We start from the raw sequence: 26,211 nt of genomic DNA, 5'->3' as shown, positions 1-26,211 counted from the left end.
CATTTAGTGTTAATCCCCAACTAACATTATACAAATACTTATCATTGTGTCTGTTTTTCCAGTATATCGGTTTATTTGAAGAATATTAAGGAGGCTATTCCACATGCAGATAAATTACGATTTTTTACTTAGCCAGGGCGTTGGAGCACCTAGTGAACCAGTTGTTGTAGTTGGCGAAGAAGTAAAAAGAGGACAGCTTATAGCTAAATGTCCAGATGGAAAACTTGGTCAGAATATACACGCTAGTATCTACGGAGTTGTAGAGTCTATAGATGATAAAAAAATAACTATAAAAGCTAATGAAGAACAGGATGACAAATTCGTTGAATTAACTTCAACTGAACCAATAGACCTTGTTAGAGAAGCTGGTATAGTTGGACTTGGTGGTGCAGGATTCCCTACTCACGTAAAACTTGGTAAACCATTTGAAAAAGGTGGCGTACTTCTTATAAATGCCGCTGAATGTGAACCAATACTAGATCACAATATGAGATATATAAACGAAAATGCTGAATACGTAATAAAAAGCATTAAAACTGTAATGGATATGGTTAACGCAGAAAGAGCTATAATAGGTATAAAGAGCTTACACACAGAAGAAATAGCTAAGCTTGAAGCTGCTATAGACTGCGATAACATAACTATACATGGCCTTGAAAACATGTACCCAATGGGTGAAGAAAGAGCATTAATAAGAGAAGCTTTAGGTACTTTATTAAACGTAACTGATCTTCCTCTTGCTGCTGATGCAATAGTTATAAACCTTGAAACATTATACAGAATTCAGGAAGCTATAGAGTTCAAAAAACCTCTAATAGACAAAGATATGACTGTTGCTGGTTTAATAAACGGCGAAAACATAAAAACATTTAGAAATGTTCCAATAGGTACTACTGTTGGTGAAATGATAGAAAGAGCTGGTGGACTAGCTACAGAAGAATACGGAGAAATAATAATGGGTGGACCTTTCACAGGAAAGAGAACTACATTAGAATCTCCAGTTGTTAAAACTACAGGTGGTATAATAGTTACTAATCCATTCTGGAAAGCTCCTGAAAAAATGGGACTTCTAGTTTGTGCTTGTGGTGGAAACAAAGAAAGACTAGAACAGTTAGCTGAAAGTATGGGTGCCAAAGAAATAGTTGGTGTAGAATACTGTAAACAGGCTATAGAAATGAAAAACGGTTCTCGTAAATGTGAAAACCCAGGACACTGTCCAGGACAGGTTCAGAAAGTTATGAACTTAAAGAGAGCTGGTGCAGAAGCTATACTTATAAGTAACTGTACTGACTGTTCAAACACAGTAATGTCTTGTGCTCCTCAGCTTAAAGTACCAGTATTCCACTGTACAGATGCCGCTTTAAGATCAGTAGGAATGATGCTTATAAGAAAAATCAAAAACTAAAAATCTATAAGATTTAAACTTTTTAAAATATAAATATATAATCGTGATTTAAAAGTCACATACTTAGTAATTAATTAATATGATTGCAAAATTAACCTTTTAAAATATAACCAACAAAAGAGGGCTTGGATGTCTTTCCTACATCCGAGCCCTCTTTCTTTATCCCTACATTCAATATGCCAAAATCTCAATTTGATTAATATTTATATAGAAAGCTACGCTGATGCAAGAATATTGTAGTGAGCTCTTTTTTTATTGGAGAAATATTTATTTTGATTTATATTTGTAAATTGTTTACTAGAAAGGGCTGAGTATATTATATTGTAACGACAATCTGCAGACGATTTCGACTTTGGCTTCGAACGGAGTGAGAACAAGACAAAGAAATCGTCGAAGCCTGGAGTAAAATATAATATCTCAGCCCTCTTTAAACAAGTCAAACATAAATCAAAATAAATATTCCCAATAAAAAAGAGCCACTACAATTTCTTGCAGCAGCTCATTTTTCCTATATAAAATTAATCAAATTTTGGAGATAAAGGCATATCCCAAGATTCATGATCAGTATGAAGTAGTTTATGAGCTTTTTCTGACATTGGAGCTCCTAAATAATCTTCATAAACTTTAACTATTGATGGGTTTTCATGAGAGAATCTTAAATTAGCTTCTTTATCTAATTTATAAAGATTATCTACTCTGTTAGAAGTCTGACCTAAATGTATAGGCTGACCTCCACCACCTGAACATCCACCAGGGCAAGCCATAACTTCAACAAAGTCGTATTCAACTTCGCCATTTCTTATAGCCTGTATTAATTTATCAGTATTTTTAAGTCCACTTGTAACTGCAGTTCTAACAACAGTTCCATTTATTTCTATCTGAGACTCTTTCCATCCATCCATTCCTCTAACTTCTTTGAATGCATCTGGATCTGGGTTTTCCCCAGTTACTAGATAGTATGCTGAACGTAATGCTGCTTCCATAACACCACCTGTAGCTCCGAATATAACTCCGGCACCTGTACCAACACCTAGTGGCATATCAAATTCTTCTTCTTCAAGATTAGCAACATCTATATGTTCTGCTCTTATCATTCTATCAACTTCTCTAGTAGTTATAACAACATCTACATCCTTATCAGCTTCTGTATCATTGATTGTTGGTATATCACATTCATGTTTCTTAGCTATACAAGGCATTATAGATATTGAGTATATCTTATCTGGAGAAACATCTAATAATTCTGCATAGTATGATTTAGCTATTGCACCAAACATCTGCTGTGGAGATTTTGAAGTAGATAATAATTCTACCATATCTGGGTAATGAGATTTCATATATCTTACCCAACCTGGACAGCATGATGTAAACATTGGGAATTTATTGTTTTCTTTATTTTTAAGTTTTTCAACAAATTCACTACCTTCTTCCATTATAGTAAGGTCGGCACTGAATGTTGTATCAAATATGTAGTTGAATCCCATTTTTCTAAGAGCTGCAACTAATCTCTTAACTGTAGCCGCTTCTCTTTCAAGACCTAAAGATTCTCCCCAAGCTGCTCTAACTGCTGGAGCAACCTGAACTACTGTTATTTTTTCTGGATCTGCTAGAGCTTCAAATACTCTATCAACATCGTCTCTTTCTCTTAAAGCCCCTACTGGACAGTGAGTTATACACTGACCGCAAAGTGCACAGTCAGATTCTTCTATTTTTCTATTTAAAGAAACCACTACATCAGTTCTTGAACCAGTATTTCCAACTTCCCATATTCTAGTGTTCTGAACATTTTCACATACCTGAACACATCTCATACATTTTATACATTTTGAAGAATCTCTTATAAGTGGGAAATCTTTGTTCCAAGGTTTTTTCTTGAATTTCTGATTGTATGGAAGATCTATTATTCCTAAATCATTAGAAATTGTCTGTAGTTCACAGTTTCCACTTCTAACACATGTAGCACATCTACAATCATGCTGAGATAATATTAACTCAACATTTACTCTTCTTGTTTCTCTTACTTTTGGACTGTTAGTATGTATAACCATACCTTCTTCTACAACATTGTTACATGCTGCAACTAACTGGTCGCAACCTTCAACTTCAACAACACATACTCTACAAGCACCTATTTCATTTATATCTTTTAGGAAGCAAAGAGTAGGTATTTTTATTCCAGCCTGAGCAGCTGCGTCTAGTATTTTAGTACCTTCCTGTACTTCTACTGCTATTCCGTCTATTGTTAGTCTTACCATCTCTCTACTCTACCTCCTCTGAATATTCCGTAACCGAATTTATCACATCTTAAACATCTTGAAGCTTCCTGCATAGCACCTTCACAAGTCATGCCACATTCAATTTCTTCAAAGTTAGTTTTTCTTTCTGATGCTGGTTTTTCAGTTATATTAACTCTACCACAAGCTGGTTTATTTTCTAATCTAGGCTGTGGTATTTCTACATCACATTCTATTTTGTGGTTGAATCCAAGATACTGGTCTATATTAGCAGCAGCTGTTTTACCTGCAGCTATAGCTTTTATAACTGTAGCTGGTCCTGTAGCACAGTCCCCACCTGTAAATACTCCTGGCATACCTTTTACTGAAGTATCGTCTAAAGATATTAAATTACCCCATTTAGTTGGTATTCCGAAGTCTTCACAATCTTTGTAATCTATATTCTGTCCTATAGCAACTATTACTATATCGCATTCTATTCTTTCTTCTGGTAAATTAGCTTTAACTGGTTTTGGTCTACCTCTATCAACTTTACCTATTAACTGAGGCTGAGTCCAAAGTGCAACAACTTTTCCATTTTCATCAGCTTCAACTCTAGCTGGAGCCTGAAGTGTTACAAGTTCGCATCCTTCTGCTTCTGCACCTTCTATTTCTTCAAGAAGAGCTGTCATATCGTCTTTTCTTCTTCTGTAAACTATCTTAACTTCATCTGCTCCTAATCTTACTGAAGATCTAGCAGCATCCATTGCAACGTTACCTCCACCGATAACAGCTACTTTTTTACCTGTAAAGTCTGGTTTTTCACCTAAACCTATATTGTGAAGCATTTCAACAGCAGATACAACTCCTTCGCTGTCTTCACCTTCCATATTAAGTTTTTTGTCAAGCTGAGCACCTATTGTTATGAACATTGCATCGTACTCATCCTGTAATTCTTTTAATGTAACATCTTTTCCTATATTAACGCCGTATTTAACTTCTACTCCTGTAGATAATATAGCGTCTATATCTTCATGAAGTCTTGCTTCTGGTAGACGGTATTCTGGTATACCAAAGTGAAGCATTCCTCCTAATTTCTGTTCTTTTTCAAATACAACTGCTTTGTGTCCCATTAATGATAGGAAGTATGCAGCAGTAAGACCTCCTGGTCCTCCACCTACTATTGCAACTTTTTTACCTGTTGATGGTGCACATTCTGGTGCTGGAACAATTCCTGCATTATCAGCTGCAAATCTTTTTATACCTTTTATATTTATAGAGTCATCTATCATATTTCTTCTACATTTTGCTTCACATGGATGTTCACAAACAAGAGCACATGCAGTTGGGAATGGGTTGTCTTTTCTTATTAATCTTATTGCATCCCGATATCTTCCTTCTCTAACAAGTGCTATATATCCTGGAATATCAACTCCTGCTGGACATAGAGCAACACAAGGAACTGCCTGATCTTTGAATGACTGAGAACATACTCCATGTTCTATATGAGAAACGTAATCGTCTCTGAAGCCCTGAACTCCCTGTAAAACCATTCTAGCTGCTTCGTATCCTATTGCACAATCAGCAGAATTAACTATAACTTTAGCTGTTTTTTCTATTAAGTCTATAGTTTCTAAATCTGCTTCTCCCTCTAAAACGTCTGTTAATAGTGCTTTTAACTGTTCAAGTCCAACTCTACATGGAACACATTTTCCACAAGACTGGGCATGACACATAGTTAAGAAAGATAAAGATAAATCAACTGGACATAGTGCTGATGGTCCAGCTTCTAGTCTTCTTTCTAAGTCTTTGTAAAGACCGTCTACTACTTTCTGAGCACTGTTTGGTGTTGTAAGTATAAGTCTGCTCATCACATATCCTCCAATATAAAGTTAATTTGTTTTTAAGATTCATTAAAACTATATATAATTTTAACATATTTTTTTACTATAAAAAACCTTTTCTTTTTTACTTTGTTAATTATTATTATTCTCAGCATAGTTTTATAATATGATATTTTGAAAGGTTTTACTGTATAATTTCTAATTCTAAATTGAAATTTTTGCAATTTATTTTTTCATTTTTAAGCTTAATTTTTATTTTTCTTTCTTTAAAAGTGTTTTTTGTTAAATTTATTTTTTTAACACTTTTATTTATTTTTATTGATTTTTTATATATTCAATACTACTTTTAAAAAAATTTATTTTTATAGTTTTTTTCTATATCGTTGTACTTTTAAAAGAATTTTCAGAAAAGTCCTCAATTCTACTTTTATATACTAAGTATAACGTAACATATTTAACCACAATTTCTTTTTTAGTTTTTTTAAATATAATTTTATTTTTACTTAAAAAAATGCACAGCCAAAAAATCAAATTTTTTCTCAGCTGTGCAATATTTCTTAAATTTATTATTTCAATTTTTATTTTTATCCTTCAAAAATCACATAGATTTTTTTTATAAATCTACAAATTTTAATAATATTTTCTTAATATTTTTCATAAATCAATATCAAAAAAATATTAATCCAATCAAATTTTTCACACTAATTTTCAATAATTTTTATGCCAATTTAGTATCCCCTCATTACATCGACATATTTTTCTGGCTTACCTGTTTCGATAAATGCTTTAAGATTTTTATAAACATTTTCAAAAAGTCTCTCTTCATTTCTATCAGATACCCAAGAATTGTGTGGAGTGATTATAAGATTTTCTACATTCCAAAGAGATCTTTCTTTTGATAGTGGTTCCTTGTCGAAAACATCTAACGCAATCCCTCTAAACTTAGGCGCATACTCTTCTAAATCATCTAAATTGACAAGATTTCCTCTACCTAAATTCATAAATATAGATCCGTCCTTCATAATCTCAAACTTATCTCTATTTATCATACCCTCAGTTTCCTTTGTTGAAGGCATAACTGTGATTACAATATCACACTCTTTAAAAACAGTATCCATATCCTCTGCTTTGAAGCATTTGTCAAAATACTCAACATCTCTACCAGAAGTATTAACGCCCCATACCTCTACTCCAAAAGCTTTTAATCTCTTAGCTGTTTCCATACCAATTCCACCAGTACCTAAAATACCAGCTCTCTTACCTACTAATTCTAAAAGGGACATATCAACCTTCCATAAAGACTCGTCCTGATTTTTGAAGAACTTTTTAGAATTCTTGTATATATTTAACACATTCATCACCGCAAATTCTGCAATAGGAACACTATATCCTCCGTTATTATTTGAAAGGTATATATTATTTTCTACAAAAACTTCCTTTGGAATATGATCAAATCCTACACTAGCAAGCTGCAGGAATTTTAAATTCTTCATCTGAGAATAATCAAGCCTAGAAGTATAGTAATAAACATAGGCAACATCAACGCTGTTCACCTCTGGAGTATTTTGAAGCTTTCTATCCTCCATAAAAACTATCTCATATCCAAGGTCTTCTATCATCTTCATCTTTTCATCGTCGAATTTTTTAGTAATAAGTAATTTCATAATATCACCCTCAATTTAACCTATATAACTTTTCTGCAGACTAAACAACTACTGTATATGGTAGCTCCTTTTTCTCGTCTGTTTTGTCGATATTAAATAATCTCTTTATCTTATTACCCATTAATTTTGCTCTTGAAACAAGCGAAATATGCTCTAAATCGCTGCTCACTAGAGGCACTGACTGTATTACATCTCCGTACTGATCTATATAATCTAAATACGCAACAGTAGTTTCCTCATTAGGTGTAGCATCTACTTTTGTATATCTAACTTTTTCAGTTATATCCTCATTGTTTTTAACAACACCGTAGCAATCTCTCTTAGGCTGTAAATCTATATTATCTAACCCTGATATATTGTCTATATTTCCTGTTGCAACATTTTCGCCTTTTTTACACATAAGCTTAGTTTCAAAGTTTTCTCCTAAATTATAAAGTGCGTTTGCAGACCGAACTCTATCCTCTTTACACCAGTTGCCCATAACAACGCCTATCATTCTATTGTCTATGTCGCTTTTTCCATCTGAATTCATCTTATCTGTGAATACTAGACAGTATCCTGCTAAATCTGTATATCCTGTTTTTAATCCGTCTACATTTGAATGTAAGTGAAGAAGTGGATTTGTATTGTAGTAATTGCAATCCCTTGAATGGTCGTGATCAAGCTTGCAATCTGTAATAGCAATAGTTTCTTCTTCATAATCGTCAAGTAAGTTCTTTGTCATAGTAGCTATATCTCTAGCTGTAGAGTGGTTCTGTTTTGGATCGCCGTCTTTTTTAGTCCAGTCGTATATAGGTAGTCCATTTGGATTTATAAAGTAAGTATTTTTCATACCTAATTCTTTAGCTTTTGCATTCATTCTTTCAACAAATGCATCTACATCGCCGTTACATACATGAGATGCAATAGCAACTGCACCGTCATTTGCAGATACAATCATAAGCCCTTTTAAAAGCTCATTGAATTTAACTTTTTCACCTTCTTTAAGGTGCATAGTAGATCCGCTAACTTTTAGCATCTTCTTGTCTATTGTCACTAGGTCGTCTTTTTTAACTTCTCCATTCTTTATCGCATCCTGAGCAACATAGAAAGTCATAACCTTACTAATACTAGCAAGTGGAACCTGTTTATCTGGTTCTTTTGAAGTTATAACCCTTCCTGTTTTTTGGTCTACTAGTATTGAATTTTTAGAGTATATCTCTGCAACCGGCTTCTTCTTTGCTTCGGCTGCATAACCAGTGGCTGGTATAACAAATAGTACAGCCAACATAATTGCAGTTAGTTTTTTTAGTATTTTTCCCATATTCTCTCCTTTGCTAATTGTAATTTTAATTATCTCACCTAAAACACATATCTTTTTTTATTTTACTACAAAATTTGTATACTGTATAGAAATACAGACCAATCTTTAGATTTAAAAAATCTATTTATTATTTCAAAATTATAACTCTATACAAAATTAATATTTACATAAAAAAATTAAAGGATTTGCCTATATTTTAGAGAATTTTAATATTAAATAAATTCAATTTTTTAACTTGAATTGTAAAAAAGGAGTGATTTTTATGAATAGTATATTCCACAGAACTAGTGTAAGAAAGTACACTAATCAGCCTGTAGAACAGGAAAAAATAGAAAAAATATTAAGAGCTGGTATGGCAGCACCATCTGCAATGAACCAGCAACCATGGGAATTCTACGTTGTAGAAAATAAAGATGTATTAGAAAAACTATCAAAATGTAGCCAGTATGCAGGAAGTGTAGCAAAATCAGCGGTTACATTTGTAGTATGCTACAGAAACGACTCTCTTCGTGCAGACTACAGAGAAATAGACTGCTCTGCTTGCACAGAAAACATGCTTCTTGAAATAGACCAACTAGGACTTGGAGCAGTGTGGATTGGTATAGCTCCAATCAAAGAAAGAATGGACGACGTGGCTAAAGTATTAGACATGCCTGAAAACCTAAGTGCATTTGCTCTTGTAGCTTGCGGATACCCAGAAAAAATAAAAGAACAACAAGATAGATTTGAAGAAAATAGAATACATTATGTAAAATAAATAAAAATTTGCTAATATTTTGATACTATGAGAAGCATATGAGATATAGACAAACTTCTCTCCAGGCTTCGACGTGCGTGTTAGTAAATAGTTCTGTTGTAATTAAAACCCGCATCTGCAGATTGTCGAGAGAGTTTTGTCTATATCTCATATGCTACATATTATCAATAATTTTAGCAAATTTTATTTAGTTCCATTGGAAACTCCATAGCTTATTTTTGTATATTTTTTTAGCTAATTTGTCTATGTTAAAACTCTCCATATACTTGTCTACACTGTCTGGACAGAATGCGTAAAATTCTTCTGTAAATCTTATTTTATCCTCATCATCGACAGGTTTTTCCACTATATACTCAAGAGTGTTGTGACTTATTGCAAAAGGAATTGCTCCATATTTTTCAAACCAATATTTTGATATAGCCATAATATCTTCATTTCCTGGGCAATCATTCCATCCACCAAAAGGTATATATGCAAATATTTCCCAAGGATTTTTTACAGGGATTTCTGCAATTAAGATTTCCCCTTGCTTTTCTATTTGTTCTTCAAAATCAAGGTCGTCCATATCTGCAGTCGGATCATCTTCCACCTCAAGCTCGTCCCTTTCTAGCTCATAACCACCAAAATACTCTCTATTATTATCAATCATCTCATCTAGCAGCTCTTTACCATTAGAAAAATCCTTCGAAATCATATTTTTTCTATATCTCTCTATGACCTCACTTGTTTCAAAGTCGATAGTTCCATTTTTGAAAAAATCTTCAACATTTGTATCCTCTCTAATCCCCAAGTCCATTATGCTCTCAGAGTCGTCATCGCTGTCTATAACTGCATTCATAATAACAGCATTTAGTAAATTATTGCTTATATCCACAATAATAGGGATAAAATCCCCCTCTTTTGACCTTTGAAGTGACTCAAGATATCCACTTATGATATCGTTATCCTCAGAATTTACTGGATAATATTTGCAGTCGCAGTTTAAAAAGCTCTTCATTATCTTTGCTTGCTTAGACATTTCTTGCACGATTGGAGTTTCTTTTCCTGTGTTTTCTGGTATATTTTCTATGTAGTTTTTTTCATTTTCAATTCTCTCAATTATCTTATCAATCAACATAAAATCCTCCTAAAAAGGTTTTATTTTTCTTTAATCTTCAATCAAAATCATTTTTTACTCTTAATTAAGAGTATATACTTCATAGATTATTTTTTCAAGAAAGTCGTATTTTCAGCAAAATAATCACCAATCTATCTTAATTTTGCGGATTTTAAATATAAAGGAATTGCTGCAAGCTGAGCCACCACAGACACAACTACCATCGCAATCACATTCACATCGTAAAGCACTCCAAGAAGCCAGCTTCCCAAGAACCAGAATATACCAAAAGAACACTCAAAAATCCCATATCCAGTAGCTCTACTGCTCTTTGGTACCATTGTAGTAACAGCAGCCTTTAAAATAGACTCCTGTGCTCCCATTCCAACTCCCCAAAGAACTACTCCAACAAGTACCATAGGCACAGATTTTCCTAAAAATACAAACGCAGAAAACGGAGCGGATATAATTGTAGACAATACAAGCGCTCTTACACCTTTTTTGTCGTACATATATCCAAAAACAAGTGCGGCAACTGCATCAACAAGCATCGCACCTGCGTAAAGAAGTGGAATTGTTCCGCTGTTGATAATTGAGGAAGTCTCTGCAAGTCCTCCAGCAATAGACGTAAAATTCCTTGAAATATGCATAATCACAAGTGAATAGTCAATAAACCCAAAAGCGAATAAACTTATCCCCATTATGTAATACTTAAATGATTTCTTCATCTCAAATGGCACAAATTCTTTAGCTTCTGGTTCAAAATTCTCTGGATTAGGAAATTTCTTTCTAGTGATTAAAAGCATGATTATCGTAATAGCACCAGGTATTGCAAGCACCGCAAAACAAGTCGAATATATCTCAAATGTTGTCCCTGTAGTTTTAAAAAGCATCACCAAATAAAGAAGCACTGGTCCTAAAAAAGCTCCGATTTGATCTAGCATTTCCTGTATTCCAAAGCTCTTTCCAACACCTTCTTGTGATGCTGCAAAAGACATAATTGTGTCCTTTGCTGGTTTTTTAATTGCCTTCCCCATTCTCTGTATGATGAGTAAAATAGCAGCGGCAATCCATCCATTTTCGCCAACCAAAGCTAGTGCAGGCACAGCTAAAACGTCTATAACATATCCAAAAATCGTCATGAACCAATAGTTCTTTCTCTTGTCCGCAATCCTACCAAAGACATACCTCATAGAATATCCTATAAGCTCTCCAAGTCCAGACACAAAACCTATTGCACCCGCTGAAGCTCCAAGTATCGTGAAGTACGCACCTCTAATACTCGATGCGCCCTCGTGCGTCATATCAGAAAACAAGCTCACTATCCCAAAGAAAATTATGAACAGCATCGCCTGAGAAATTCTCTTTTTCTTCTTTTTATTATCCATTTCATTCACCTAGTTCTATTTTTCTTCATCTTTTGGTGGGAAAAATCTCTTTTTAAAGTAGAAATCTGCTCCGTAAATAGCAGCAACTGGGTTGTGTCCAGTCACTCTGTCTTTTGTAACTCCTGTTGTGACTAGTGCATCAGAGTATTTGTAGAATAAGCTATCGTGACCTACACATAGCCCCATCACGATATTTAGCTCAGTTCCGGCTTCGTTTAAAAGCTTAGCCTGAAGAATTGGGTTGCACATATTTTCACCGATTTCGTTGCATCTCTCTGGTATGCCAACGTCAACTTTCTTCTGAGTACCAACCTTACAAGCAACTCCATACACTTCAAATCCGTTGTATCTTAGGATTGAAGCAAGTTTTCTACTCTCGCTGATTAGACCAACACAAGTAGCTATTCCAAGCTTTTTCATTCCCATTTTTCTAGCATATGCCATTATTTCCTCAACTCTTGTGTATTGACAGTAGTGGTCGTGTTCAACTTCTGCAGCTGCTATCATTGAGCGACGGTTTTCATCCTCTTTGTAAAGCTCCATTGCTTCATTTAGTACATCCTCGTCCATATTTGTTGTTAAGCAAAAATCTGGATATTCCTTATCCTGATGATTACAATTAGTGACAAAACAGTCTATACATGATAATTCTTTCTTTTCCATACTAAATCCCCCTTAAAAAAATTTGACCTTACTTCTAATATTATCTTTTTTTATCGATATTCCTCTTATTTCAAGCAATAATATTTTTATATTTATATTCAAAAATCAAATAACTTCATCACAAATTTCGTAACAAAATATTATTTACTATATGAAAATCTGCATTTATACTATATTTTGTGAGATTATTTTTTAGAAAGGAATTAAATTATGGCAAAACCTCTTAATAGAAAATCTTCCGAAGTTCTACTTGGCTCAGTTATCATCGCAAGGGCGACGTCGTTTCTGTTTTTAAAGCTTCTTTTGGAAAATATGGGACAGTTCACACTTTTAGGAATTAGGTCGATGATTGCATTTGCAGTGCTTGTAGTAATCGGATTTAAAACACTAAAAAAGACCGATAAAAATGATTTATTCTATGGATTTTTGGTTGGAGCATCGTTTTTCGTCGTTATGTTCTTAGAATTAACAGGACTTAAATACACTACCTCAGTTTCGATAGCATTTGAGGAAAATACAGCAATTATAATAGTTCCGATTATTTTAGCAATTATGACTAAAAAATTTCCAGATAAGAAAACAATTTTGATGTTCTTTATGTGTGGAATAGGTATAGTTTTACTCAACTTCAAACCTGAGGGATTTGAGTTCAACTTTGGTGATTTGCTAGGAATGATGACAGCTCTGACTTATGCAGGTACAATTATCTTAACTTCTAAAGTCGCTGATAAGGCAGATCCGATAAGAGTTGGTATTTATCAGGTAGGTACGATGGGAATTCTTTCGCTTATTGCAGCATTTATATTTGAAACTCCTGCACTTCCTGCGACTGGAATTGAGTGGACTTATATGTTGTATCTGGCAATTATCTGTAGTGTGTTTGGCTTTACACTTCAACCTTATGCCCAAAGTGGGACTACTGCAGAGAGAGCGAGTGTGCTTTGTGCGTTAAACCCTATTACTGTCGCTGTTTTGGGTGCTTTATTCTTGGGTGAGACTCTTACAGTTAAGGGAATTATTGGAGCAGTTTTGATTATTGCGAGTATAGTTGTTTAGGATAGGAACCAATTGGTTTTGTTACCAGTTGGTTCTTTTTTGTGCAATAAATAAGCTGTTGCAAACCTGCAACAGCCCATTATTACATTGCGTTTTCGTTTATCTCATCAATCTTTTTAAGAATTTCCGCTCTAATATCCGCTCTATCTCTAAACAGAGTAATTCCACCTGCACTCTTAAATGGCTCTTCCCTAAGCACAGACTTATCAAGTATACCATTTTTCACAACATAATCAACAATCAGCTTAACAAAATGAATTTGATTGGCGTTCAAATCCTGACTATTCAAAAACTCAGAGAAAATCTCATTAGCTGCATTAATATCCAGCCCGACAATTTCTCTAATCATCTTTCCTACAGGCTTATCCCGATACTCTCTCTCATAATCAGACTTAGTCCCAAGCTGCTTAAACAAAACATCTTCCAAAGTTTCAAAATCCTTCTCTGTCAGCTTCTTATTATTTCTAAGCTTGTAAATAGCCAAATCATCTCTATGCTCTTTAAGATAATGCTCAACCTTCTTCTTATAATTCTTCAAATCATTTACATTGTAGATTGATCCGTTGCTTTCCTCGGCTATTATCTCATCTTCAAAATTAGTGTAGTATATCTTTTGTACATCTCTTTCAATGAATCTAACCAAATCTCTAAGAGCATCTCTCACTTCTTCCAAAGTGAAAACATCTACATCATCCCAAAATTCCTCAGTCATAACCTTTTCGATAATATACTTTTGCTCCATAACCTGAGGAATACTTCCAAGCTTTGATAGCTTCTCAGCAGTACTAATAACTTTCTTAATTCCAGAGCTTGCATTACTTCCGTTAAGAGTTGCTAATTGAATCGTATACATCAATAAATCAAATCTCTTTGCAAACTCATCATCCTCATAAGGAGAAATTATCGGTGAAATATGTTCCTTAATCTCATTAACATCCAATGTTCCAAGTGCTTCCCAAGAAGATTTTTCGCTGTATTTTTCTACCTCTCTCAGATTTTGCTTAACCATAAATCCATCTCTATTCAGACTTTTAATATCTGAAACCATATTTTCGACCATAGTATTTCTAAGTTCTGCATACTCTTCATCTGAAGAATAAGTCAAATCTTGAAGTTCTCTAATAATATCGACTTTAATATCAAAAATTCTCTGAGTCAAACTCTTACCTGCCCCTGTTTCGTGTCCTTTAGGATTAACTCTAAAGAACTCAAAATTATTGCAAAAATCCAAAATCAAGAAACCATCCTTATCCTGACCAACACCTAAAAGGTCTGGACAAAGTCTAGTTCCCCTACCAATCATCTGCCAGAACTTAGTCTTACTTCTAACTTTTTTAAAGAACACAAGATTCAAAACTTCTGGAACATCAATCCCAGTATCTAGCATATCTACAGACACCGCAATCTGTGGAAACTTGTCTTTATCAGAAAAATCGTCTATCAAACTATCCACATAATTCGTCTTATTGTCGATAACTTTTGCAAAATTGCATCCGTATTCAGGCAGAATCGTATTAAATCTCTCAACTATTGCCCTTGCGTGTTTTCCGTTATTTGCAAAAACAATAGTCTTACCTAACTTATCTCCACCTTCAATTTTAAGACCTTTTTCCATAAGATTTTTAATAACCATGTCTATAGTATCGGCATTGAAAAGCCATTTATTAATAGCAGAATTTCCAATATACTCGCCTACATTTTCATCGTCGTCAAAAGTTTCCTCATAACGAGCCTTTTCCTCATCTGACAAGCTATCGTAAGAAATTCCCTCTTCCATAACCCTAGTCTTATACTCTAAAGTAGAGTAATCTACAAGGTATCCGTCCTCAACCGCCTTTTCATACTCATAAGCGTAAGTCGGCACACCATTTTCCAAATCAAAAACACTATAAGTATTCTTGTCTATCTCGTCCTTAGGTGTGGCAGTAAGTCCAACCAAATAAGCATCAAAATAATCAAAAATATACTTATACTTGTTGTAGATTGATCTATGACTCTCATCGACAATAATCAAATCAAAATATCCAGGAGTAAAAAGCAACTTCCCGTCCTTAGACTTAGTATCATCTATTGAATTCATCATAGTTGGATAAGTTGAGAACACTATCCTAGCCTCTTCTGGATTATCCTTGCTATCTAGCATATTGCAAAGCGGCATATGAGGAAGCAACTTAGAAAAATTGTTCTTTGCCTGCTTCACAAGCGCCTTTCTATCCGCTAAAAACAGAACATTTTTAACCCAGTTGTGATTTGAAAGCACATCCACCAAAGAAATAGCGGTTCTAGTCTTTCCTGTACCCGTAGCACAAACAAGAAGCATCTTTCTCTGTCTTTTTTCAAGTGCTTCACAAATATTTTGGATTGCTTCTTTCTGATAATATCTATTAGAAATCTCATCTTTTACAACAATTTTGTTTAAAGGCTTTTTGTTCTTTCTTCTGTCAATCATCAGTTGTAGCTCTGATTTTTTGTAAAATCCGTAAATTCTTCTCTCAGAATATCCGTTGTAATCATCCCAGATATAATTTTCATATCCGTTGCTCAAAAATATAACTGGCCTTTGTCCATATTGTTTCTCAATGCAATCGGCGTAAAGTTTTGCCTGTTGCTGACCAACTTTTGCGTCTTTTGAAGTCCTCTTTGCTTCGATAACCGCCAGTGGTTTTCCGTTGTCGCCAAATAGAACATAATCCGCATATCCTAGACCTGTGTCATTTGGCATACCTCTGACCTCAAGCTCTTCTCTGATATCTCTATTAAAATCCCATCCAAGAGATTTTAGCTCGATGTCGATGTATCTCTTTCTTGTTTCAAATTCGCTAATATTGTCTATATTGAAATTGTAGTCTTCTTTTTTTAGTTCCCTTTTTTCTGTTAATTGCTTTCTTAGCTCTTCATTTTCTTTGATCATCTGCTCAAGCTTTTTATCCTTTGATGCTTGTTCTTCATAGATTTTTTTAAGCACCTCAGGATTTGTTCTCTTGTTCTCTTCTTTATCTATAAGTTTTTCATCAAAATCCGATGCTGTGTATTCGTCTGAATAACAATAATCTATCCAGCTTACAAACTGATGAAGGTTGTGAAGAGAAAGTATCGCCTCTTCTCTGGTAATCATTGTATTTGTGTGAACTGAGTTGTTTCCAAGCTTTACAATGTATTTTAGAAGGTTCGGCATTTCAAAATCTACAAGCTCTAAAAAACTTCTGCTGTGTATAAGGGAGCTAAGGTTGTCTTGGTATGGTAATTTTAAATAATCATCGTTTGCATATAGCCATTTTACTGCTAGTTCTAGTGCTCTTCTTGATAGGATTGCACAGTTTGCAGGACTTATCGACATTGCTTTTTCGGCTTCGATGCATGCATTACTGAAGTCGGAAAAGTTTTTGTTGTTTAGTAGAAAGTCGAAGTTATTCAAAATTTTCACCCCCCTCTTAGAATAGTTCTGGTTTGAATGCTTTTTGCATTAGTGAGTTGAAGTTGTCTTCTAGTTCTGATAGACTTGCTTCCATTTTTGAACGGATTGAGTCTGTTTGAGTTACGAATTCTGCGAATTCATTTTGTAGCTCTATTGGTGGAACTGGGATTTTTAATTTCATTAAATTTTGTTTTGATATATTAGACATTGATTTTGCTGAACCGTTAGAAATCATTTTTATTTTCTCTCTAAACATTTCATTATTAATTAATTTCCATAAATATATTTTATTACAATTTTCATTAGTATTTAATCTAAAAATTAAATCTGGCATCATAAGATTTGGAGTTGTTTTATACACATAAGCACTCATTCCTACCAATTCTGGAGTATTTTTTCTTGTAAACAATAAATCTCCTTCTTTTACTTCCATATTATCTATAAATTCCTCTTCATTTATTAAAGCTTTATTTTCTAAAGGCTTGTAAACACCATATGTAACAGCACTTAATTTTAAAATAGCTGGATAATCACCTTTTCTTTCATACCCTTCACATACAAAACTTTTTCCACTATCTATATTAATCAATAAATTTGAAAGTTCTTCCTCTTCCCATCTTTTTTTATTTGTACGTATATCTCCAAACATTTCAATAAATCTAGATTTTACTAGTTCATCTAATAAATCTATCTGCTCTTTCTTTTTATAAATTAAAGATTGTGCTTTATCTAATACTTCTACGATTTTCTTTTGAGTTTCTATATCTAAAATTGGTATTATTTGTTCTCCAATAAGTTTATGACCTAAATGCTTTTGAACTCCACCTTTCATACGCATTTGTAAATTTTCTTGGAATTTATTAGAGCTTAAATAGTAATATAAAAAATCTTTATCTAATTTAGTTCTATCAAAGCTAATTTTAAATAAATTATTACTAAGTACTCCATATTTTCCTTTAAATACTGCTCCTGGAGATCCTGTATTAGCCATTACTAAATCATCTTCTGAAACAATTTTTTCGTCATATTTATCTTCTACATATTTTATATCTTTATCATCTTTAAAATCTGCAATGTATAAATATCTTATTAGTCCATCTCCAAAAGTTTCATATTGATTAGACTTTGGTATTTGAGTTCCTTGAGTCGTTTCACAAATATCTTTCAGTTTAATATATTCCATACTCCTACACCCCTAGCATTCTTTCTAATTCTTCAATTCCAGCAGCTATCTCACCTTCAAGCTCCTTCACTCTTCCTAAAATCACGCTCGGTGCATCGTATTCAACCTCTTCATACACAATTTCCTTGTACTTATTGATACTCAAGTCATATCCATTTTCTCTGATTTCCTCTACATCTACAAAGAAACTCTGCTCAGTTCTTTTTCTGTCCGCCTCTTTTTCAAGGTTGTGGAATCTTTCAACTATGTCTGGTATGTCGTTTTCGTCTATTTCCGTTCTCTTGTCGTCAAGTGAGTATCCGTCAGCCTTCATATCATAGAACCAAACCTTGTCAGTTCCACCTGCATTAGTTTTAGTGAATATCATTATCGCTGTCGAAACCCCAGCATAAGGTTTAAATACTCCACTCGGCATTGATATTATCGCTTCTAGTTTCTGGTTTTCGATTATTTCTTTTCTTATCTCTTTGTGTGCTTTTGTGCTTCCGAAAAGTACTCCATCAGGCACGATTGACGCACATCTTCCACCCATTTTTAGCACTCTCAAGAATAATGCTAGGAATAGGAGTTCTGTTTTTTTAGTTTTTGTGACTTTTAATAAATCTGCACTAACTGCTTCATAGTCCAAGCTTCCTTTGAATGGTGGATTTGCAAGTACTAGAGTGAATTTTTCTTTGTCTGTATTCTGTTCTGATAGCGAGTCTTTGTACTCTATGTTAGGGTTGTCCACCCCATGTAACATCATGTTCATCGCACCTATTCTCAGCATAGTTCTATCCATGTCAAATCCGTAGAACATGTCGTTGTTGAAGTGATTTTTTAGTTTTGCATCTAGGAACATTTCCGCTCTGTTGTCCCTTAAATACTGCTGTGCTGACACCAAAAATCCCGCACTTCCCATTGCAGGATCGACTATTATGTCCTCTGCTTTTGGCTGCATAAGGTTGACTATCATATCTATTATGTGTCTTGGCGTTCTAAACTGCCCATTTGTTCCTGCAGTTGCCACTTTTGATAGTAAGTATTCGTATAAGTCCCCTTTTGTGTCCTTATCTCTATCTAATTCTAGGTTGTTTATGCTGTCGACAATTTTCGCAAGCATTAAAGGAGTAGGTATTTTGAAAATAGCATCTCCCATATATTTTGCATAAGCTGATTCTTCATCACCATGAAGATTTTTGATGAATGGGAATACCTCGTTCGCCATTATGTCGTACATTTTTTCTGGATTTCCCTCATTTGAAAACTTGCTCCATCTTAGGTGCTGCTTGTTCTCTGGGAATACTCTGTCAAAATCAAGACCAAGTATTTCGGCTTCTTCCTCGTTTAGTGTTTCTGTTTCATCAAGACCTTTTATGAATAGAAGGTATGTGAACTGCTCTATGACTTCTAGTGGATTTGTAATTCCTCCCGTCCAGAAAGTTTCCCATATTTTATCGACTTTGTTTTTTAACTCGCCTGTTATCATTTTTTGTCCTCTTTCTTTTTTATTTTGATTTTTTAATTGTTTCCAATTTTTAAATTAAAATCGTTTTTCTTTTCATATAATTATATTTTACTATGTTTTCTCTCTTTTATCTATGTAAACGAATAGTTATTTTCTTTTAAATAATAAAAGCCCTTGTAATTTATTCAATCACAAGAGCTTTTTATTTTAAAATATTATTTAATTTGTTCTTTTACAAATTTTTTAACATCCTCTATACTATTTGTTTTTTTATTTGTCGGTATGGATTCTAACACTACATTCTTATATTTTGCCTCTGAATTATCGCTTATTCTTGAATCCAATATTGTTATTATGCCCTTATCATTTGCAGATCTTATTAATCTCCCCATACCTTGCTTCAATTTTATTATCATTTCTGGTACATGTACATCCATCAATGCATTTGAAGAAATATTAGACTTATAATCTATTATAGGATCTGGAACAGGAAATGGTAATTTAAATATTATTAAGCTAAATAAAGAATTTCCTTCTATACTAACTCCTTCCCAATATGCACCAGTTCATAATAGTACTGAATTTTCATCTTTTTTAAATTCTTTTATAATACTTTCCTGTGATGAACCCTCATTTTGCATTATAATATTATATTTAATTTTTCTATTCTTTAATTTTTCATATACAGACTCCATATCACTTTTAGCTGTAAACAATACCATAGTTCTTCCGTCTGTCTCATAAATTAATTCTTCTATTATATCTATACTTTTTTCTATATATTCCTCCCTATTTTTAGGGTGTGGCATATCATTTCTATAGTAAAATAATACATTTTCATCATAATTATACGGTGATTTCTGAGGTTCAGATAAAAATCCCTCTGGTTTATTTGGAAATCCTATAGATTTAGTTATATATTCATATTTTTTATATTCATCACCAATATCGGTGTTGGTAAGTGTTGCTGATGTTAATATAACTCTAAATTTCTTCTGTTTAAAGAATAATTTATAAATTTCTTCATTCATATTCTTAGGACAGTTCATAATTTTTATTTTTTTATTATTAAACTTTTCAGCCCAAAATATATAATTACTATTTTCATCTAAAATATTAGAAAAAAATTCTATTAGGCTTTCTAATTTTGATATTATTTCCTCTTGCATATACTTATACTTATTTTTATATTCATATTTTATTTGAACTTTAAAGTTTAAGTTTTCTAAAAGATTAATCAGCTTCTCTATATCTTTTTTTATATATTCTGTATTTATATAATACTTTTCTATTTCCTCTTTATTTTCCCCTTTCAAATCTTGTTTTTCTACTTGTTCCCTTATACTTATGTATATTTTTCTTAAACTTTGTTTAACATTTTCATTATAGTTAAAATTTCTTATATATCTTGTAGTTTTTTCTATAATTGACATAATTTCCTCATATGAATATTCTTCTTTTAATGAATTTCTAGCTTTTTCCTCTAAATTATGTGCCTCATCTATTACTATTAATCTACATTCTTTTGAAAAAATTTCTTTTCTATGATTATTTTTATTTTGTAAGTCTACTGCTAATAAATCGTGATTACAGAGTATTATACCGTTTGTATATCTTAGCTCATCTCTTAATTTTGCATACTTACATCTTGAATGCATATCACAATTAATAAAATCACATCTTTTGATATTTATTTTATTCCAAATTTTTTCATTTATTTCTGTAGGTGCTTCTCTTCGATCAATTGAATTTCTATTTTTTATCCATTCTTTTATTGCTAAATCATCATCATTATTTTTTTGTTTTAAATATTCATTTGCCCTCTTTGGACATTTAAAATGATTCATTCCTTTCGCAAGATATACATCTGGATATATTGATAACATCTTACTAACACTATTTATATCATTAATTAATTGTTCTTGAAGTAATATACTCGAAGTAGAAATTATAACTGGTTTATTCGTTATAGAATTAAATACTATTAAAGGTGCCAAATATGCATATGATTTTCCTATTCCTACACCACCTTCAATCATTATATGCTGATTATCTCCAATTGCCTCGCATATATCTAGAGCCATATTTTCTTGTCCTACCCTAGACTCAAATCCTTTTAATGGTAAATACTCCATAAATAATTTCCAAATCATATTATTCAATTTTTTTATTTCTTCTTTTGACATTAAAGTTTCTTTTTTGTTTTCTTCTTTAAATATACTATAAAGCATTATTCCTCCATACTTTTTCATTTTAATATAAATATATTTGTAATTATATATTATATCACAAAACAGAACATATATTCTTTTTATTTTTTATTATTTGCAAAAAATTATTCTTTTTTCTTAACATGATATTATTCTCCACACTTAATCTATTTCATATTAGTAACTACAAATACATAATATGCATTATATATTTGCCTTTATAATAATAACTTATTTAAAACTAAAGCTCCCTTGACAAAAGTAGAAATATTCTTTCTTAGTAAGAAATGAGTATTAGTTAACTTTTAGTCCTCTTTTGAACAATAAAAAGGGAGATAGCAAAAACTATCTCTAAAATTTCAAAATTTTATTCAACTATCTCATATTCTCCCTCTAATGCGTATGGCTGTGATAAAGGTAGACTCGTATCTGAAGTCCAGAACATACTTGTAATCTTAACCTTCACTTCTTTACCATTGTAGTTTGCTACATCGGCAAAATTAGGAAGTTTTATCATTTTAGCTTTATCTGTATATGAACCTGTTCCATTTCCACTCTCTGCTGTAACATATATCTCATTATCAAATACTAATAATGCAAATTTTTCACTAGTATCTGCATATCCAGCATTAGGATCTTCTATTCCTTGTAACTCTAACACCTCGTTATATGATAAGTATTTTAATGTTCCATGGAACACAGTCTTATTATCTACAGCTACTCCAGTTTCTTTTGGTTTTTCAGTTTCTTCTTTAGGTTTAGACTCTGAATTTTCTTCTGGTTCTTTATTCAAGTCAAGTTTTCCAGCTTTAAGTTGTTCTAAAGCAGATAAATTTATTTTTCAACGATACCCACCAACCATAACTACTGAACATAGTTCATTTCATACACAAATACTAGCAGATTTTATCAGCTTTATATTTTTTTAATTATATTCCTTTATAATATTAAGTTTAATATAATCCATTTAAACTATTTTTTTCATTTTTTATTTTTCTAACAATATAGTATTTTCAATATCTTGAACATTTTGTTGACGTCAACAAAATGTTCAAAAAAACGCAAAAATTTACTTGTATTAAACTTTACTTATTTTTTATTTTATTATACATCTAACATCCATACATTTTAAAAATTTCTTTTCTTTAAATTTAGTATTTTCAATACCTTGAACATTTTTCTGACGTCAGGAAAATGTTCAAAAAAACAATAAATTTCATTTACATTAGACTTTATTTTATTCAGATAGTTTTATTTTTTATTATTAATCTAAAATCTATTATTATTCAAATCAACTGTAATATGAATATATTCAATTTTTTCTGCTTATTCTTTACTTAGGAAGGAGAATCTTATGGATAATATCGATTTAAAATTTAAAATAATTTACTTTTATTATTCAGTATATTTTGGCTGATATTTTTCTTTCTACTTTTTAGACAAAATAAAAACAAAAGGAGAATATAAAATTATTTATGAATGATATAGAAAATTACAATGATATCGTATTTGAAAAAATTAAACAAATCGACGAAAATGGAGTAGAGTTCTGGTATGCAAGAGATTTACAGCTTATATTTGAGTATAGAGAGTGGCGTAATTTCACAAAAGTTATCGATAAAGCTAAAGAAGCTTGCTTAAATAGTGGGTTAAATATAATAGATCATTTTATATACATAAATAAAAATATAACTTTATCAAATAATGCTACTCGTAAAATTGAAGATATAAAACTTACAAGATATGCCTGCTACTTAATTGTTCAAAATTCAGATCCAAGAAAATCCATAGTAGCTCTAGGACAAACATATTTCTCTATACAAACTAGAAAGCAAGAACTTCAAGAGAACTTTGACTCCCTATCAGAGGAACAAAAAAGACTTGCTATAAGAAAAGATTTAAAAGAACACAATAAACATTTGGTGAATGCTGCTAGTGATGCTGGTGTAAAAACAGCCATAGATTATGCACGCTTTCAAAATTTTGGATATAAAGGCTTATATGGTGGACTTGATGCTAAGGGAATACATACTAAAAAAGGACTTGAAAAAAATCAGAAAATATTAGACCATATGGGAAGCACAGAGCTTGCAGCCAATCTATTCAGAGCAACTCAAACAGAAGATAAACTAAGAAGAGAAGAAATCAAAGGCAAAGAAAATGCAAATAATACCCACTTTGAAGTTGGAAAAGTGGTTAGGAACACAATCAAAGAACTTGGTGGAACAATGCCAGAAGATTTACCAACTCCAACTAAAAGCATAAAAGAACTCGAAAAAGAAGAGAAGCAAAAAAAGAAAATAAAAAAATAGTTTATTTTCTATAATCTAGCTTTTCCAATGCTTAGACCATTTTCCTGACGTCAGGAAAATGGTCTAGTTTTATAAAAGTAATTACATTCAATAAAAATATCCTCTTTAATCTTCAACAACAATACAGTTAACTTTCTTAGAAATCGTAGTACAAGCATCTAAAGCAATAATTCCATCTGCATAATACGTATCAAAATTCGGCTTATTGTCAAACTCACCACCATCTCCCTCATACTTACTATGACCAAAAGAACAGTGCCAATGCCCACAGACAACAGTCTTTCCATCAACCTTAGCACCATAATGTGCAGCTTCCATACCATTAATCCATCTAGCCTTTTCCCAAGACTTGATACTAGCATCTCTCCAATTCTCATCTATCTCATAACCTATTAACTTTGCCTTGTCGTACACCTGAGTGCAAGGAACCCAACCATGAACAAAAACATATCTCTCAGTCTCAAAATAGTCTACCATTCTCGGTATAATTGTTCTAATAGACTCATTTCTGATAAGCTTTCTAGCGACATCGTCAGGATTATAATAAATCTCGTCCATAGTAAAATTTGTAAGCTGGCAAACTGTATCTAACGTACCATTTGACGAATGATGCATCTGAAAATAACTCCTATTGCTCCAACCATGTAAAAGCTCCATAAGTAAATCCTCGTGATTTCCTCTAATAAGAATAACTTCATCTCTTGCAATCAAATCCAAAATAAACTCCTCTAACTCCAAAGCCTCAGTTCCTCTATCAAACAAATCACCACAAACAACCAACTTATGTGGCTCCTTATCCTCAAAAAAGCCCTTCTCCTCAAGAGCTGCTTTCATCTCACTAAAAAATCCATGTACATCTGAAACAACATAATATCTCATCACTAATCAAAACTCTCCTTTAATTCCCTTAATAATTCTGGTATATCTTTATCCCATCCTTTAATATTTCATTTATTAAATCTAGATTACTATTCAACTGCTCAAAATTAAGTAAATCAACCTTTTTATTTAACTCTTCTCTTAATTTTTCTATCAAATCATAGAATTTTAAACCTGAAATATCAGTCTTTACCATAAGATCTACATCACTATTATCATTTGCTGTTCCTTTAGCATAAGAGCCAAAAAGATAACAATACTCTATCTCCAAACCTTCAAATACTCTCGTACAAATTTCTCTAATTTGCTCTATACTTAAAACACCATGGCTCTCATCTATAACCCCATATTCTTCTAACTTTTGTAACATAAATGCATATTTAATAGAGCCCGATTTTGACTCATCATTTTCATAGTTCTGATATGTTCGGAGTGGAATTCCAAGATATTCAGCACATTTAGCCTGAGTTAATTTTTTCTCTTTACGAAGATTTTTAAGTTTCAAATTTATCACCTCACAGTGATTCTACAACAAAAAAATAATATACGCAATAAAAATACGCAACTTTTGCGTATTATTATATGATATAATACGCAATTATTACATGCTTTTATTTTTATTTTTACGCAATTATTGCATATTTATATAAAAATACGCATCTACTTCTCATAAAGCTCAAATCTATACTTCTGCCCAGTAACATTTCCCTCTCTCTTAGGATCTATCTCCTCTAAAAACATATCCACTGGTCTAACAAAAGTCCCATACTCTCCGTACATAGCCTGGTACACAACCATCATCTCACCAGTTTCCGTATGCTGAGCAATATCCTTAACATAATACAAATTCCCCTTAAAATGTCTATACAACCTATTAACCACAACTTCTCTCATAATAAATCTCCTTTTCAAAAATATATACTAATTATATAATACCCCATTTCTCAAAAAACATACACCAAACCCACTCCCCCATCTTCCAAAGAAATAATTCTTACAAACGAAATGCCTCATATTTTCTCTAGCATCTCCTTTTTTAGCTTTATATACAAGAAGCGAGTTAATGCAAAATTTTTCAAATGAGAGATAGCCTTTTGCTTTGGGTCATAGGATGCCTTCACTCGACAATCTGCAGACGTGTATTTTATTTTAAACAAACCTTTTTAATTACACACACGTCGAAGCCTGGAGAAGAAGGCACCTATGTCCTAAAGCTTAAAAAGGCCTCTCATTAAAAATTTTGCATTACCTCGCCTTTATATAAAATTAAGTAGGGGCTAACTTGTAGCCCCTCTCACACCACGGAGCGTGCCGTTCGGCACTCCGCGGTTCAATTTCATATAATAATCTAAGCAACTTATTAATCCTCTTTTAGT

The 26,211-nt window shown here is 32.5% G+C and carries 18 protein-coding genes and 1 pseudogene; 4 read left to right on the top strand and 15 right to left on the bottom strand.

The features are described 5' to 3' along the window. Positions 1 to 103: 103 nt before the first annotated feature. Positions 104 to 1,405: a proline reductase-associated electron transfer protein PrdC gene (gene prdC / locus ACK2WN_RS03300; RefSeq protein ID WP_300529625.1), complete on the top strand. Its 1,302-nt coding sequence runs from the start codon at positions 104 to 106 to the stop codon at positions 1,403 to 1,405. A gap of 518 nt (positions 1,406 to 1,923) precedes the next feature. On the opposite strand, the gene ACK2WN_RS03295 is transcribed toward prdC, so the two are convergent. The 4 genes from ACK2WN_RS03295 to ACK2WN_RS03280 all read right to left on the bottom strand — a co-directional run bounded on the left by ACK2WN_RS03295 (position 1,924) and on the right by ACK2WN_RS03280 (position 8,429). Beyond that, positions 1,924 to 3,660, bottom strand: a complete 1,737-nt coding sequence (locus ACK2WN_RS03295; protein WP_300530194.1) for an NADH-dependent [FeFe] hydrogenase, group A6 — start codon at positions 3,658 to 3,660, stop codon at positions 1,924 to 1,926. Continuing rightward, entirely contained in the window at positions 3,654 to 5,489 is a 1,836-nt protein-coding gene (locus ACK2WN_RS03290) for an NAD(P)-binding protein (RefSeq protein WP_416154841.1), read from the bottom strand. The genes ACK2WN_RS03295 and ACK2WN_RS03290 overlap by 7 nt, the downstream gene beginning before the upstream one ends. Before the next feature lie 701 nt (positions 5,490 to 6,190). After that, the gene (locus ACK2WN_RS03285; protein ID WP_416154840.1) at positions 6,191 to 7,126 is read right to left on the bottom strand and encodes a phosphoglycerate dehydrogenase; all 936 of its coding nucleotides are present in this window, start codon (positions 7,124 to 7,126) and stop codon (positions 6,191 to 6,193) included. 40 nt (positions 7,127 to 7,166) lie between these two features. Beyond that, positions 7,167 to 8,429 carry a D-alanyl-D-alanine carboxypeptidase family protein gene (locus ACK2WN_RS03280; protein ID WP_416154839.1) on the bottom strand — a complete coding sequence of 421 codons (1,263 nt, stop codon included), beginning with the start codon at positions 8,427 to 8,429 and terminating at the stop codon, positions 7,167 to 7,169. A gap of 262 nt (positions 8,430 to 8,691) precedes the next feature. Between ACK2WN_RS03280 and ACK2WN_RS03275 the strand changes: the two genes are divergently transcribed. Next, positions 8,692 to 9,186: a nitroreductase family protein gene (locus tag ACK2WN_RS03275; protein WP_416154838.1), complete on the top strand. Its 495-nt coding sequence runs from the start codon at positions 8,692 to 8,694 to the stop codon at positions 9,184 to 9,186. Positions 9,187 to 9,373: 187 nt separating this feature from the next. Here the strand turns inward: ACK2WN_RS03275 and ACK2WN_RS03270 are convergent, their stop codons facing one another. The 3 genes from ACK2WN_RS03270 to ACK2WN_RS03260 form a co-directional block, all read right to left on the bottom strand. Continuing rightward, the gene (locus tag ACK2WN_RS03270; RefSeq protein WP_416154837.1) at positions 9,374 to 10,303 is read right to left on the bottom strand and encodes a DUF4253 domain-containing protein; all 930 of its coding nucleotides are present in this window, start codon (positions 10,301 to 10,303) and stop codon (positions 9,374 to 9,376) included. Between the two features lie 131 nt (positions 10,304 to 10,434). Then, entirely contained in the window at positions 10,435 to 11,670 is a 1,236-nt protein-coding gene (locus ACK2WN_RS03265; RefSeq protein ID WP_329999303.1) for an MFS transporter, read from the bottom strand. A gap of 15 nt (positions 11,671 to 11,685) precedes the next feature. Further along, complete coding sequence (locus ACK2WN_RS03260) at positions 11,686 to 12,333, bottom strand: DUF1847 domain-containing protein (protein WP_416154836.1); 648 nt, start codon at positions 12,331 to 12,333, stop codon at positions 11,686 to 11,688. Positions 12,334 to 12,543: 210 nt separating this feature from the next. Here ACK2WN_RS03260 and ACK2WN_RS03255 point away from each other — a divergent pair, with 210 nt between their 5' ends. Next, a complete protein-coding gene (locus ACK2WN_RS03255) occupies positions 12,544 to 13,389 on the top strand; it encodes a DMT family transporter (protein WP_416154835.1) in 846 nt (281 codons plus the stop codon). An 82-nt stretch (positions 13,390 to 13,471) separates the two neighbouring features. On the opposite strand, the gene ACK2WN_RS03250 is transcribed toward ACK2WN_RS03255, so the two are convergent. From ACK2WN_RS03250 to ACK2WN_RS03230, 5 genes and pseudogenes are all read right to left on the bottom strand, one after another. Then, positions 13,472 to 16,813 (bottom strand): DEAD/DEAH box helicase family protein, encoded by a 3,342-nt coding sequence (locus tag ACK2WN_RS03250; RefSeq protein WP_416154834.1) that lies wholly within the window; start codon positions 16,811 to 16,813, stop codon positions 13,472 to 13,474. A gap of 7 nt (positions 16,814 to 16,820) precedes the next feature. Further along, positions 16,821 to 17,987 (bottom strand): restriction endonuclease subunit S, encoded by a 1,167-nt coding sequence (locus ACK2WN_RS03245; RefSeq protein ID WP_416154833.1) that lies wholly within the window; start codon positions 17,985 to 17,987, stop codon positions 16,821 to 16,823. Between the two features lie 4 nt (positions 17,988 to 17,991). Then, positions 17,992 to 19,455 carry a type I restriction-modification system subunit M gene (locus ACK2WN_RS03240; RefSeq protein WP_416154832.1) on the bottom strand — a complete coding sequence of 488 codons (1,464 nt, stop codon included), beginning with the start codon at positions 19,453 to 19,455 and terminating at the stop codon, positions 17,992 to 17,994. Positions 19,456 to 19,649: 194 nt separating this feature from the next. Next, positions 19,650 to 21,569 (bottom strand): annotated as a pseudogene (locus ACK2WN_RS03235) (ATP-dependent DNA helicase). A 442-nt stretch (positions 21,570 to 22,011) separates the two neighbouring features. Continuing rightward, positions 22,012 to 22,437: a hypothetical protein gene (locus tag ACK2WN_RS03230; RefSeq protein ID WP_416154831.1), complete on the bottom strand. Its 426-nt coding sequence runs from the start codon at positions 22,435 to 22,437 to the stop codon at positions 22,012 to 22,014. A gap of 682 nt (positions 22,438 to 23,119) precedes the next feature. On the opposite strand from ACK2WN_RS03230, the gene dinD reads away from it, so the two are divergent. Then, positions 23,120 to 23,956 (top strand): DNA damage-inducible protein D, encoded by an 837-nt coding sequence (gene dinD, locus ACK2WN_RS03225; RefSeq protein ID WP_416154830.1) that lies wholly within the window; start codon positions 23,120 to 23,122, stop codon positions 23,954 to 23,956. 105 nt (positions 23,957 to 24,061) lie between these two features. On the opposite strand, the gene ACK2WN_RS03220 is transcribed toward dinD, so the two are convergent. The 3 genes from ACK2WN_RS03220 to ACK2WN_RS03210 all read right to left on the bottom strand — a co-directional run bounded on the left by ACK2WN_RS03220 (position 24,062) and on the right by ACK2WN_RS03210 (position 25,729). After that, the gene (locus tag ACK2WN_RS03220) at positions 24,062 to 24,835 is read right to left on the bottom strand and encodes a metallophosphoesterase (RefSeq protein ID WP_416154866.1); all 774 of its coding nucleotides are present in this window, start codon (positions 24,833 to 24,835) and stop codon (positions 24,062 to 24,064) included. A gap of 28 nt (positions 24,836 to 24,863) precedes the next feature. After that, positions 24,864 to 25,349, bottom strand: coding sequence for a nucleotidyltransferase domain-containing protein (locus ACK2WN_RS03215; protein WP_416154829.1), 486 nt, complete (start codon positions 25,347 to 25,349; stop codon positions 24,864 to 24,866). A 146-nt stretch (positions 25,350 to 25,495) separates the two neighbouring features. After that, positions 25,496 to 25,729, bottom strand: coding sequence for a DUF1653 domain-containing protein (locus ACK2WN_RS03210; RefSeq protein ID WP_416154828.1), 234 nt, complete (start codon positions 25,727 to 25,729; stop codon positions 25,496 to 25,498). Between the last annotated feature and the right edge of the window lie 482 nt (positions 25,730 to 26,211).

It is taken from the genome of Peptacetobacter sp. AB800, assembly GCF_047807365.1.
In the GTDB taxonomy this organism is placed as follows: Bacteria; Bacillota; Clostridia; order Peptostreptococcales; family Peptostreptococcaceae; genus Peptacetobacter.
Note: the sequence above shows the minus strand (reverse complement) of the source record. Positions and strands in the feature narration are given on the sequence as shown.

Coding starts and splice junctions, on each gene's coding strand:
- prdC (WP_300529625.1), top strand. CDS start 104: ATGCAGATAAATTACGATTTTTTACTTAGCCAGGGCGTTGGAGCACCT.
- ACK2WN_RS03295 (WP_300530194.1), bottom strand. CDS start 3,660: ATGGTAAGACTAACAATAGACGGAATAGCAGTAGAAGTACAGGAAGGT.
- ACK2WN_RS03290 (WP_416154841.1), bottom strand. CDS start 5,489: ATGAGCAGACTTATACTTACAACACCAAACAGTGCTCAGAAAGTAGTA.
- ACK2WN_RS03285 (WP_416154840.1), bottom strand. CDS start 7,126: ATGAAATTACTTATTACTAAAAAATTCGACGATGAAAAGATGAAGATG.
- ACK2WN_RS03280 (WP_416154839.1), bottom strand. CDS start 8,429: ATGGGAAAAATACTAAAAAAACTAACTGCAATTATGTTGGCTGTACTA.
- ACK2WN_RS03275 (WP_416154838.1), top strand. CDS start 8,692: ATGAATAGTATATTCCACAGAACTAGTGTAAGAAAGTACACTAATCAG.
- ACK2WN_RS03270 (WP_416154837.1), bottom strand. CDS start 10,303: ATGTTGATTGATAAGATAATTGAGAGAATTGAAAATGAAAAAAACTAC.
- ACK2WN_RS03265 (WP_329999303.1), bottom strand. CDS start 11,670: ATGGATAATAAAAAGAAGAAAAAGAGAATTTCTCAGGCGATGCTGTTC.
- ACK2WN_RS03260 (WP_416154836.1), bottom strand. CDS start 12,333: ATGGAAAAGAAAGAATTATCATGTATAGACTGTTTTGTCACTAATTGT.
- ACK2WN_RS03255 (WP_416154835.1), top strand. CDS start 12,544: ATGGCAAAACCTCTTAATAGAAAATCTTCCGAAGTTCTACTTGGCTCA.
- ACK2WN_RS03245 (WP_416154833.1), bottom strand. CDS start 17,987: ATGGAATATATTAAACTGAAAGATATTTGTGAAACGACTCAAGGAACT.
- ACK2WN_RS03240 (WP_416154832.1), bottom strand. CDS start 19,455: ATGATAACAGGCGAGTTAAAAAACAAAGTCGATAAAATATGGGAAACT.
- dinD (WP_416154830.1), top strand. CDS start 23,120: ATGAATGATATAGAAAATTACAATGATATCGTATTTGAAAAAATTAAA.
- ACK2WN_RS03220 (WP_416154866.1), bottom strand. CDS start 24,835: ATGAGATATTATGTTGTTTCAGATGTACATGGATTTTTTAGTGAGATG.
- ACK2WN_RS03210 (WP_416154828.1), bottom strand. CDS start 25,729: ATGAGAGAAGTTGTGGTTAATAGGTTGTATAGACATTTTAAGGGGAAT.